11 protein-coding genes are annotated in these 11098 nt (G+C 47.6%); 4 read left to right on the top strand and 7 right to left on the bottom strand.

The window, feature by feature from the left end; translation table 11 throughout:
• Nucleotides 1-37: 37 nt before the first annotated feature.
• On the top strand, nucleotides 38-1738 hold the full coding sequence (locus tag C7R94_RS27645; protein ID WP_106785788.1) for a DUF4179 domain-containing protein: 1701 nt from the start codon (nucleotides 38-40) through the stop codon (nucleotides 1736-1738).
• Between the two features lie 52 nt (nucleotides 1739-1790).
• On the opposite strand, the gene pcrB is transcribed toward C7R94_RS27645, so the two are convergent.
• From pcrB to C7R94_RS27630, 3 genes are all read right to left on the bottom strand, one after another.
• Nucleotides 1791-2486 (bottom strand): heptaprenylglyceryl phosphate synthase, encoded by a 696-nt coding sequence (pcrB, locus tag C7R94_RS27640; RefSeq protein WP_047072252.1) that lies wholly within the window; start codon nucleotides 2484-2486, stop codon nucleotides 1791-1793.
• Between the two features lie 17 nt (nucleotides 2487-2503).
• Nucleotides 2504-2794, bottom strand: coding sequence for a YerC/YecD family TrpR-related protein (locus C7R94_RS27635; RefSeq protein WP_047072253.1), 291 nt, complete (start codon nucleotides 2792-2794; stop codon nucleotides 2504-2506).
• A gap of 118 nt (nucleotides 2795-2912) precedes the next feature.
• Entirely contained in the window at nucleotides 2913-3968 is a 1056-nt protein-coding gene (locus C7R94_RS27630; RefSeq protein WP_106785789.1) for a DUF3048 domain-containing protein, read from the bottom strand.
• 179 nt (nucleotides 3969-4147) lie between these two features.
• On the opposite strand from C7R94_RS27630, the gene C7R94_RS27625 reads away from it, so the two are divergent.
• The 3 genes from C7R94_RS27625 (at nucleotide 4148) to C7R94_RS27615 (ending at nucleotide 8223) form a co-directional block, all read left to right on the top strand.
• Entirely contained in the window at nucleotides 4148-4849 is a 702-nt protein-coding gene (locus C7R94_RS27625; protein ID WP_047072254.1) for a response regulator transcription factor, read from the top strand.
• Nucleotides 4846-6261 (top strand): sensor histidine kinase, encoded by a 1416-nt coding sequence (locus tag C7R94_RS27620; RefSeq protein WP_106785787.1) that lies wholly within the window; start codon nucleotides 4846-4848, stop codon nucleotides 6259-6261. The genes C7R94_RS27625 and C7R94_RS27620 overlap by 4 nt, the downstream gene beginning before the upstream one ends.
• A gap of 462 nt (nucleotides 6262-6723) precedes the next feature.
• Nucleotides 6724-8223: an IMP dehydrogenase gene (locus tag C7R94_RS27615; protein ID WP_106785786.1), complete on the top strand. Its 1500-nt coding sequence runs from the start codon at nucleotides 6724-6726 to the stop codon at nucleotides 8221-8223.
• A 43-nt stretch (nucleotides 8224-8266) separates the two neighbouring features.
• Here C7R94_RS27615 and C7R94_RS27610 read toward each other — a convergent pair whose 3' ends face one another.
• From C7R94_RS27610 to C7R94_RS27595, 4 genes are all read right to left on the bottom strand, one after another.
• Nucleotides 8267-9361 carry a GerAB/ArcD/ProY family transporter gene (locus tag C7R94_RS27610; protein ID WP_106785785.1) on the bottom strand — a complete coding sequence of 365 codons (1095 nt, stop codon included), beginning with the start codon at nucleotides 9359-9361 and terminating at the stop codon, nucleotides 8267-8269.
• A gap of 37 nt (nucleotides 9362-9398) precedes the next feature.
• Nucleotides 9399-9632, bottom strand: coding sequence for a hypothetical protein (locus tag C7R94_RS27605; protein ID WP_047072258.1), 234 nt, complete (start codon nucleotides 9630-9632; stop codon nucleotides 9399-9401).
• Between the two features lie 68 nt (nucleotides 9633-9700).
• Nucleotides 9701-10903 (bottom strand): Ger(x)C family spore germination protein, encoded by a 1203-nt coding sequence (locus tag C7R94_RS27600; protein ID WP_106785784.1) that lies wholly within the window; start codon nucleotides 10901-10903, stop codon nucleotides 9701-9703.
• A gap of 52 nt (nucleotides 10904-10955) precedes the next feature.
• Entirely contained in the window at nucleotides 10956-11090 is a 135-nt protein-coding gene (locus tag C7R94_RS27595) for a spore germination protein (protein WP_233220688.1), read from the bottom strand.
• Nucleotides 11091-11098 lie beyond the last annotated feature (8 nt).

Below are 11098 nucleotides of genomic sequence, written 5' to 3'. Positions count from 1 at the left end.
CGATCGGGCATGCAGGGCAAGGGGGGGACTTTCATCTATGAAATGCTTAGATAAAGGACAAATTGCTTTGTATCTATACGATCTTCTTGAACCAGAGGAAGCCGAGTTCATAGCAGCCCATTTGGAAGAGTGCCGTCATTGCCAACGTAGGTTGAAGCAGGAGCTGGATGCGCTTGAAGATCCAGAAGAATCACTGGCGACAGACGAACCGTCCGAAGCAGTCATTCATAGCATCATGGCGAACCTTCCCCCTTACCCTATACACATTCTGAAACGATCAGAGAGACAAAAATTGCAAAGAAAAACCAATTGGAAAAAAAGGAGTCTGGATATCGTGAAAAAAGCAACCATCGCTGTAGCAGGAATAGCAGCAGTTGTCTATTTCGGAACACTCACCTCCCCTTCTTTTGCAACGTATGTACATGGCTTGTATGCATCAACCATCAAACCTCAGCTGAAGCAGACGCAAGAGAGCAGCCTTTTTGATACACTAGCCTCCACAAACCTCCTCATCCAACGTGGACTTCAAGAAGGCTATAACAAAAAAGTTGATCTGAAAGCTGTCGATAATGGAATGACCCTTGAAGTAAAAGAAGTCATGGCGGACTCAAGGGATGTCCGAATTCTTTTTACCATCAAGGATCAGAATGGAAAACCAATTGAGGATCTGTTCTCTCGTGTTTTGCAGGACGAAGGTACATCCTATGAATTGAAAATAACAGATAAGGATGGCAAAACGTATACAAACTACGATGAGGAATTTCAAATCGGGCATAATGATTTGACGCAAGTAAAAGGACAGAGTGAGCTCATTATGCTCAGTCGCCCCATCCAAACCTTTTTTAGTGATACGAGCGAGATTCCAGATGAATTGAACATCGATCTTGTGATCAAGGACGTCGAAGGCATTGACGGAAAATGGAATGTTACCTTTCCAATTGACATTTCCAAAGCGAAAAAAGACACAAAAATTGTTCCCATCCATAAACAATACACTGCTCCAAATGGCGAATTGATTGATCTAAAGCAAGTCATGGTGACACCAGGCCAGATTGAATTCGTCATCGAGAACACCTTGGCAGAGTATACCTCTCAGGGTCTTACCTATGAAATTGTGGATGATACAGGAGCGGTGCTTGCCAAATGGAGCGAAATGAATAGAGGGAACAAGGAGAGATACCCACAGCCATATTACAAAAATGTAGCCAGAAACTACTTTGTCCGTGTTGTCGATGACACACCAACAGGCAAAAAGGTTAACTTTCTCACATTTCACTCCTTGCCAACGGATAAAGACCTGACCTTTAGAGTCGCAGCGACCTATCAAACCACTTCCGCAGACTTTGAGCAAAAGCTGTCCATTGATGCGATGAAAAACAAGCCTGTCACAACAGAGCATGAAGGAAACGTGTTTACCTTCTCGAATTTTACTGTAAAAGAAGAAACGATTCGGAACGAAAAGAGAATGAGTGCAACGATGCAACTGGATGCAACCTTGGCACCAGGTGTTGCGGACGTAGATAAATTTGCAGCAGTTGATGAAAATGGCAATAAATACACCGGCTATTTCAAAGGCTCACTAACAAGAGATGCAAAAGGCAATATTGTCTTGAGCGGTCCACTCAATTTGGTGAAAGATCTGAAAGCTATCCCGAAAGAACTGACGATTTCCATTTTAGAGCAATTGAAAGAAAACAAAGATGTCGACTGGAGCGTAACCCTTCCCTTGAAAAACTAAAGTAGACATGAAAAACCACCTCGCCCAATCATAAGTTGGGGAGGTGGTTTTTTTAGTTGCTTGTTCCCTTAACGGCCTTCACAGTAGCCAATGCAGCAGCGAGATCATCATAAATGACATTCCCTACAACAACCGTATCAGCAATCGCAGCCATTTCTGCCGCTTGCTCCGGGTTACGAATCCCGCCGCCATAAAAGAGGTGGGCTTCACCCGCGCCTGCCTTGGCAGCCTTTACGATTGCCGGATCACCGTATGTACCGCTGTACTCCATGTAGACAATCGGCAAGCGGCAAATGTTCGTTGCTACCTGCGCGTACGCTTTGGCCTGCGAGGCATCCGCAATCGGACGTGCTTTCGTCAGCTGTGCTACGCCCGCTTCCGGATTGGCGATGATATAGCCTTCTGTAATAATCTCATCCCAATGAATATAAGCGCCAAACGCTTGAAGCCCCGATACATGCGGAGCAAAAATCCAGTCTGGATCGCCAGCGTTCAATACGAGCGGGATCAAGTACGAATCAAATCCCGGCACAACCGCATCCAGCGAGGAAATCTCCAAGACAGCGGGTACTGCGTAACGACGCAATCGCGACATCAATTCGAGCGTATTGTCATAGGTCACACCGTACGTGCCGCCTACAATGATCGCATCTGTTCCGGACTCGCAAATCGCCTCCAAGGCCTCGTCATCGATTGTTTTATCCGGGTCTAGTTTAAATGTATGGCGCCAGCCACGATAGTCAATCAACGTTGCCTGCCTCCTAGCTATTTTCCGATCCGCTCAAGCGCCATCTGGTATCCGTCATTTCCATAGTTCAAACAGCGTTTGACGCGAGAAATAGTCGCCGTACTTGCGCCGGTCTCTGCTTCAATCTGATTGTAAGTAAAGCCTTTGCGGAGCATTCTCGCCACTTCCAGACGCTGTGCGAGCGACTGCATTTCGTTCACTGTGCACAGATCGTCAAAAAATTGATAGCACTCTTCCATCGTTTCCAGGGAAAGAATAGCTTCAAACAACTGCTCGAGCCCTTTTCCTTTTAATTTTTCCAATTGCATGTCTGTCACCTCTGTTATATAGTCCGTCTTTCGAGCGGTTTCTCACTGTACAATTTTTAAGCACTAAAGCTTCAACAATATCTTAGAAGAAACCGCCTTCATCCGCAAGCCCTAATCCTTACTGGAACTGGAGGGACTTCGACAGACCCGGTGAGTTCGGCAATATGGATACCCAGGTATTTCCAGATAAAAGTGGTACTTCTTGCGTCAAAGCCGCGTCCTCATAGGCACGGATGACTCCATTGCTTCGCTTCCATTTGATCTTGCGCGCTTTTCCTTGCTGGAACAAATAACCGTCCCCCGGACCGATTACATCGACAGATAGACGCCCTTCTTTATCCAGCACGCGGTGTTTGGCGGAGATGACCAACAGATTGGTCGTAGACAACTGTTTCTTGTCGCTCAAGTCCAAATGCGGCTTCCCTGCCGTAAAGCGCATGTATTTCTTTTGCTCAGCATCATATGTAAAAGCAGCTTTATTCAATGAGTGGAAAGTCAGATCTACCTGTGTAGCAGGCACGCCTTCCTTGATCTCGGCATTCTCCGGCAGGAACGTGAAGTGAGGCACCTCTGCCGTTTGACGCATCCCTTTATCCTGCATCGCTTTTTCCAGGAGCTCTGGCTTGGTATACAGGTTATGTGGCGCTTTGCGGAACTTTTCTCGCCAAAAGTATTGACCGTTCGGAATTTCATCCAGATGACTGAGGTCTTTTCGTGCCAGGGCTTCCAGCGCATCCGGACTGCCTCCCGCGTGAACGAGGACCGCATCAAAACCAGTCCCGATCTGGATAAAATAAGGACGGATACTGCGGACAGGTCCGATTACTTCGGGTTTTTGGCTTTGGAATATCGCAAGAAAGCGGGTCATTTCCCCTTCGGACAATACCTCATAAATCATGTCCGCTTTGTTGATGCCTGTTTGTGGACGTGCGGGTGGAGCGTTGTTGATCATCACCATGATCGGGCGTTTGCTCCCCAGGTTTTCGTGACTTCCAATTCCTGTCATGGGTGCCTTATACGCGTATTCGATGGGCTGATTCGTTTCCGGTGGCGTTTGCACAATCGGATCAGGTATCTGCGGACTCGGTTGGGTGTCCACTGGCTTTTGACCGCAGGCCGTCGTTAAGAGCATGAAGGCTAGTACCATGAGAGACGATTTGACTGTTCGTTTCATATGAATCGCTCCTTTCCATCTCTCGTTGTCTTTTTTTCCCTGTTTCTTTTTCCAGAAGGATACGGGGGAATCCTGCTTCCACACGTTTTCCACGATTCTCATACGACCGTGCCACACATCTCGTTTTTGGCTATGCTACAATACTGATATAAAACAGATGCAAAGCGAGGCCGAAATCTATGAATACCCCCTACCTCGTCTATCTGGTGGACGATGAAACAAACCTGTTGGAGCTCTTGCAATCGTATTTGCAAAGTGCTGGATTGCAGGTGAAAGCGTTTTCTAGCGGCAAGGACGTCTTGCCGTTACTTGATGAAGAAACACAGCCACATTTGTGGATATTGGACATCATGATGCCTGACATCGACGGCTATGAGCTCTTGCGTCTTATCCGCGAAAAGTCGAATGTTCCCATCATCTTCATCTCCGCTCGCGATCAGGATGTCGATAAAATCATTGGACTGGAACTAGGCAGCGACGACTACTTGGCGAAGCCATTTCTCCCTCGCGAACTGGTCATCCGTGCGAAAAAGCTGCTCCAACGCACCTATGAGAAGCCCGGTGCCGCTGCTTCCTCTACCCAAACCTTCCAAGACTGGGTAACGGTTGATCCTTATATGATCTCAGAAAAAGGCAGACAAGTAAAAGAAGGCGACGAACTCATTGATTTAACCACCAAAGAATTCGAGCTCATCGTCTACCTTTTGCACAATCAAGGTCTGGCCTTGAATCGTGAGCAGATTCTGACGTCCATCTGGGGAGAAGACTACATCGGCTCAGACAGGGCTGTCGATGACTTGGTAAAGCGCATCCGCAAGAAAATGCCCAAGTTTCCATTGGAGACGGTCTATGGCTTCGGCTACCGAATGACGCGTATATGAGCAAATTCCGACTAAAAAACCTGCCGATTTCCAGGCAAATCCTCATTTTGTTCATGATCCTGACCAGCGTCCTCGGGGTCGGCCTTGGCATCGGGTATCCGATGGCTGTCAAACAGTATCTGGTATCCAACACTTACTCGCTTTTGGAAGAAGAGTTTTACACCCTATCTCAGCATATCTCCTTCAACGAGCATAATGAGCTGCTGCCTGTCCCGGCTGCGGCCCCTTACTTTTTACAGCTCTTGCTCCAACGCTATGAGTACTCATTTGATATGATCGTCTATGCTGAGAACGGTCAGGAGCTGGGGCGCCGGAGCAATAGCAATGGCCGCATTCCGTATGAGGATGCCAAAGAGCTTTTCTTAAAAGCAGCCACATACCCAAGCCAAAAGCTGCAGCATGGCTCGCTGGATCGTGGAGACGAGAGCTATTTGTTCGTCAGCAAAAAAATGGATTACCACGGCTTCCCCTATTACATGGTACTGTTCTCCAAGGAACAGGAGCTCAACCAGATCAATTCGATTTTGACTCGTCAGTTTTTGCTCGTGTTTGGTCTGTTGCTGCTCGTAAGCTGGCTTTTGGCCGTGTGGTTTAGTGGATATTTGAGCAGACCGCTGCGAACACTGGAAGAGCTATGTAAAAAAATCGCTCGTCGTCAGTTCGATATCCCGCTTGCGATGGATCGCGGAGATGAGATCGGACAGCTCGCCCGCTCATTCGATATGATGAAGAACCAACTGAAGGAATACGACGAGTCACAGCAGCATTTTGTCCAAAATATTTCCCATGAGCTCAAAACACCGATCATGGCGATTCAAGGATACACGCAAGGACTCATTGAAGGCGTCTTCCAGGGCCCTCAGGCTGAAAAAGGGCTTTCCATCATCATGGAGGAAAGCAAGCGCCTCGAAAAGGTCGTTGGACAGCTCTTGTATATCACGAAGATCGAGTCTGTCTCTCAAATGATGCAAGTCGACCGCGTCGACCTGTCAGAGATGATGCACCTGTTGAAGCAGCGGCTCTCCGTGCTCAATCCGCAAATCGAGTGGGAGTTAAATCTAGCAGCCAACTTGATCGTGGAGGGAGACGGCGAGCAATTGAGCACGGCGTTCGTCAATATCATGGAGAATCAACTGCGCTACGCCAAAAGCCGACTTACCATCACAGGGAGACACGCGGGAAAAAGCGTCGTCGTTGCGATTTCCAATGATGGGCCATCCATTGAGGAGGCGCTGCTGCCGAACTTGTTCCAGCGTTTCCGCAAAGGAAAGTCGGGCAAGCATGGGCTTGGACTCGCTATTGCCCGTGCCGTCTTGGAAGCACATAAAGGGACGATTGATGCCCGCAACGATCCAGATGGACCTTGCTTTACGATGATTGTACCTGTTGAGTTTAAAGGCCGATTGAACTGATAAAAGGCTGTTCAAAAAGTCGTCTTTTGATCACGAAGTAGTCCAGAAAGCATAATCGACATCGAATATGGCGTTCACCTCCGAAGTCCGGTGCTCATGTAGTTGACCACACTCCGCTCCTCCTTCGTTCGGTTCTCGCCATCTTCTCGGTACTGAAAAGCCAACTTTTTGAACACGCATTAGGAGGGGACACTTGTCCTCTCTTTTTCTATTCTAAAGGAGAGATTCAATAAAAGCGTAAGAAGATACCGTGACAAATCCGAGCTTCTCACAGTTCCCGATTTCTATATAGGCTTCGTCATAAACATGAAAGCCTGTGCTCATCATTTTAGCAAAGAAATCACTTCTTCTAGCGATTCCCTATTGACGTTGTCGAACTTCGCGGTTACCATGGTAAAAATTTCTCTAATAAAGAGGCAGTTCAAAAAAATGGAGACTAACTTCACCTAGGAGGAGAGAATCGTGGCTTTTTATTACACAGAACCATCTCGGACGTTTAATGAGTTTTTGCTGTTGCCAAATCTCACCACAAAAGAATGCACACCAAACAATGTGGACTTATCCACTCCGATTACCAAGTATAAAAAAGGTGAAAAGCCTGCCATCACACTAAACATACCGTTCTCATCCGCAGTCATGCAAGCAGTTTCCGACCATCATATGGCGGTCGCATTGGCTAGATGTGGCGGTATTTCGTTTATTTTTGGCTCCCAGTCCGTAGAGAGCCAAGCAACCATGGTTCGCAAAGCAAAAGGCTACAAGGCTGGCTTCGTCGTTAGCCGCTCCAACCTGACACCAAGCCATACGCTGAAAGACATTTTGGAATTGAAAGAGGCGACAGGCCACTCCACCGTTGCCATTACGGAGGATGGTACGGCAAAAGGCAAGCTGCTCGGAATCGTAACAGGTCGCGATTATCGCATCAGCCGCGACTCTTTGGACAAACTCGTCAGCGACATCATGACACCATTCTCGAAGCTGATCTATGGCAAATCCGGCATCACGCTCTCCGAAGCCAACGACCTGATCTGGGAGCACAAGCTCAACTGCTTGCCAATCGTAGACGAAAATCAAAATCTCGACTTCCTCGTTTTCCGCAAGGACTACGATTCCCGCAAAAACAATCCGCTGTCCCTTTTGGACGCGAACAAGAGCTATATCGTAGGTGCAGGTATCAATACAAAGGACTACAAAGAACGCGTCCCTGCGTTGGTGGAAGCAGGCGTTGATATTCTGGTCATCGACTCCTCTGACGGCTTCAGCGAATGGCAACGCGAGACGGTTCAATATGTAAAAGAAAACTTCAATGTTCCGATCGGTGCAGGTAACGTCGTCGATAAGGAAGGCTTCCGCTACCTCGTGGAATCTGGCGCAGATTTCATTAAAGTAGGGATTGGCGGCGGCTCCATCTGCATTACCCGCGAACAAAAAGGAATTGGACGTGGCCAAGCCTCTTCCCTCATTGAAGTGGCAGCGGCTCGCGACGAGTACTTCAAGGAAACAGGCATTTACGTTCCGCTCTGCTCCGACGGCGGAATCGTACACGACTATCACGTGACACTGGCTTTGGCTATGGGTGCAGACTTTGTCATGCTGGGACGTTACTTCGCTCGCTTCGACGAAAGCCCGACCAAAAAAGTGAAGATCGGCAACAACTTCGTGAAAGAATACTGGGGAGAAGGCTCCAACCGCGCTCGCAACTGGCAACGCTATGACACTGGCGGCAAAAGCAGTCTCGTCTTTGAAGAAGGCGTAGACTCTTACGTACCATACGCGGGAAGCCTTCGCGAGAACATGGACCGTACCTTGAGCAAAATCAAATCGACCATGTGCAATTGCGGTTCGCTCTCCATCTCAGAGCTCCAACAAAAAGCACGGATCACCGTCATCTCTGCTACCAGCTTGGTAGAAGGCGGCGCACATGACGTTATCTTGAAAGAAAGCAGCATGGCTGCCGAGTAAGACAATCCGACGCGTAATCAGAAAAAAACAGTCTGCAGCTGTGCTAGCAGATTGTTTTTTTTCTTCTTAGGGCCCCCACACTCAGTAAGAGAACGGGCAAAAATAAACCGTACGTTAGGGAATAAGGCATCCAAATTTCTGAAACGAAAGTATCAAAATAAGGGCGGTTAGGCATCGTCGCCAATGCCACCACGATCATGATCATCCCCAGCGGAAGTGTCAATTGACGGTAATCCCGCAACCCCAGCGTATATGCGATTCCACGGCTCGTCGCATAAAAGCAAATGGTAATTTTTATAAAGAGCGTAATAAACCAGATAACAGCCATCAACACTTCGATTCGCTCAAAAAAATTACCGATACTGATTTTTTGCGCAAGTGTGTAGCTTGGGTAGGCAAGCAGTACGGTAATATCAGCACCCAAGACCAAGATTGCCACAGCGGTAATCATTGTCAGGAAGAGATTAGAAAAAAGGCTGCCCAAGATATAAGCTTTGGCGGCACGCGCTGGTCGCTTTACCAAGGGAAACATCACGATCAGAATGACTGTCTCCAGCAAATACCCCATGTACCGGAAGTTCCCCCCAAATACAGGCGCCATGCCATGCGCAAGGACAGGCTTCACATTTTCTATTTTAATCTGGGGGGAGATAAATACGATTAAGACAAAGAACAGCAACAGAAAATACGGAAACAACAGCTCACTTACCCGAGAAAAGACTTCTGCTCCACTGCGAACCCCGATGACGATGATCACTGTAAAAAGGACAAGAATAATTTCGATGGGGGTCTCCTGCATAATCTGTGTCGTGACAAAATCGCCAATCTCCATCAGCATAAGCGAAGCGTCGATGAAGAAATAAGTGATAAACAGGATAGCCACCACTTTCCCCATCCATTTTCCCAATATATCCTCGCTGTACTGAAAGATCGACTTGTTCGGGTAGCGCATGCTAAGCGAAATATACAGATAGGTCAAAAGAAAGCCTTCCCCCCACCCTATGAGGGCGGAGATCCACGCATCTTGCTTGGCAGCGGTAGCAGTGAGGGAGGGAACGTACAAAATCGCGTCGCCAATCGCAAAAAGCGTCACGAGTATCATGAATTGCCTTGCGCTAATATGACCGTTGTTAATCAATCACTCTCGCTCCCCCGCCTCGCTGCTGGCTACTGCTTCATTCCACAATTCCATAAATGAAGTCGCTGAATGGTTTATAGACAAATGTGATCCAGTCCAACGGGTTCGGAATATTGACCTCAAGCGATTCGGCTATGCCAAGTCCCGTCCCGACTACAAGCAAAATGAAGAAAACCAGCATTTCCTTCTTCATCGCGTTCCTTCTCAAATAAGGCACCTCAACGAGGGCAATCAGTAGGCTGATCAGCAAAATCATTATGATGGTCCACATGCTATGCGGCGCACCTACTTTTTCGCTGGAATACCTTTACCATTTCCCCAGATGGAAAAAGTTATGCTCTAATCCTTTTTGATGAAAGGAATAAACGAATTGCCCACCTTTCCTGTCCGCCTGAGCCTGACGTCCACTTTTATTTTCACGTTCAGGTCGGTGAATTTGGAATCCCACTCTTCCTTTACCTTCTTCCAGCCTTTAGGGTCATTGTGGTAGATCGACTGCCCAAATCCAAAAACATCGGAGTGGTATTGCTTTTGCGCTTTATGGATGGCACTTACGATTTTCTCCCTGATCCTCTTTTCCACATCCGCCTCCAATTTGTATATGGTTTGGGGATTGGATAAATCTTTCGGGCACGCCACCTCGCCTACATTCCCTTCTGCCGACACACTGACTTCTATTTGCGGATTGCCATTCTTCACTTTCCCGTTGACTGTTGTTTTGCTCCGAATGATCTCAATGACGATTTTATGTTTTTTGTCACAAGGAATTTCTTCTACGGTACTGTCCACTCTGTCAGTAATATAGCTGAATCCGATGCTTTCCTCTTCATTCAACCAACCCAGCAGCTTATCTTTTTTGAAGACCCCGATGTCCTGGTACTTCAACAGATTGGGCTGGCTATCTTTTTGGGAGCTTATATCGGTTGTACCCGATTGTACCCTCCCTTTCAGCGTAGCGCCTACCAGAACCGGCTCTACACCTTCCCGGAGCAAATCAGCAATAACTTCATCCAATCTCATGGAGACAATCGACCCCCAAGCTTTCTCTCCCGTTTCCAAGCTTTTATAGAGCTTCGTAGCGGGGATTTTTTCCAACGGGTCGATCATGCTGAGGATTTGAAGCGCTGTTGTATCCTTCGCCAGAATGACATAAAAATCGGGTCGAACCTCATGATCACGAAACAACAAGTCCAGCGCTTCTTTTATCCCTTCTCTTGCTACCTGCTCCCCCAAAACCAGCACCTGGATATGGGAAAAATACAGCCTTCTAGGCGTTTCCGTCGTCATTCTCCGGATTCCCTCAAAAATGCTCGATCCCCGCATACTGTAAGTGGCAACAGCTGATTGGCTTATCTTCCCACTGTTTGTTGACGCTACCGCTCCAGGATTGACGATTTGGGCGGAAATCACGTACTCTCCGTTAATCTTGTCGATACCTGTCCCCATGACGATCGCCAAATCATTCAATTCTCTGCGGTTCCAGCAGCCTGTCAACAAAACGAGAAGACTCAGAGCCAGAAGTAACACACCTTTTCGTTTCATGCCGTCTCCACCTCGGCTAATAATTTATCATCACATCAGCACGATACTTGCGCTATATTTTACTTTTTCGTTCTCTGACGCTGTTTTTCTGGCGCAAAAAATGGGGACGCGTATGCATCATCCAGATCGGAATCCGAAGTAGTGTGTCCTTTTGATCAGCCAGATTCAAAGGGGCAAGCGGAGCCATATACGGGA

Origin of the sequence: Brevibacillus sp. NRRL NRS-603 (assembly GCF_003013445.1) — a bacterium.
In the GTDB taxonomy this organism is placed as follows: Bacteria; Bacillota; Bacilli; order Brevibacillales; family Brevibacillaceae; genus Brevibacillus; species Brevibacillus formosus.
The sequence above is the reverse complement of the archived record's forward strand: the minus strand, read 5'-3'. Positions and strand labels throughout refer to the sequence as shown.

Bases quoted from the DNA above. Each gene is read 5' to 3' on its own strand.
- C7R94_RS27645 (WP_106785788.1), top strand. From the start codon at position 38: ATGAAATGCTTAGATAAAGGACAAATTGCTTTGTATCTATACGATCTT.
- C7R94_RS27635 (WP_047072253.1), bottom strand. From the start codon at position 2,794: ATGCAATTGGAAAAATTAAAAGGAAAAGGGCTCGAGCAGTTGTTTGAA.
- C7R94_RS27630 (WP_106785789.1), bottom strand. From the start codon at position 3,968: ATGAAACGAACAGTCAAATCGTCTCTCATGGTACTAGCCTTCATGCTC.
- C7R94_RS27625 (WP_047072254.1), top strand. From the start codon at position 4,148: ATGAATACCCCCTACCTCGTCTATCTGGTGGACGATGAAACAAACCTG.
- C7R94_RS27620 (WP_106785787.1), top strand. From the start codon at position 4,846: ATGAGCAAATTCCGACTAAAAAACCTGCCGATTTCCAGGCAAATCCTC.
- C7R94_RS27605 (WP_047072258.1), bottom strand. From the start codon at position 9,632: ATGTGGACCATCATAATGATTTTGCTGATCAGCCTACTGATTGCCCTC.
- C7R94_RS27600 (WP_106785784.1), bottom strand. From the start codon at position 10,903: ATGAAACGAAAAGGTGTGTTACTTCTGGCTCTGAGTCTTCTCGTTTTG.
- C7R94_RS27595 (WP_233220688.1), bottom strand. From the start codon at position 11,090: ATGGCTCCGCTTGCCCCTTTGAATCTGGCTGATCAAAAGGACACACTA.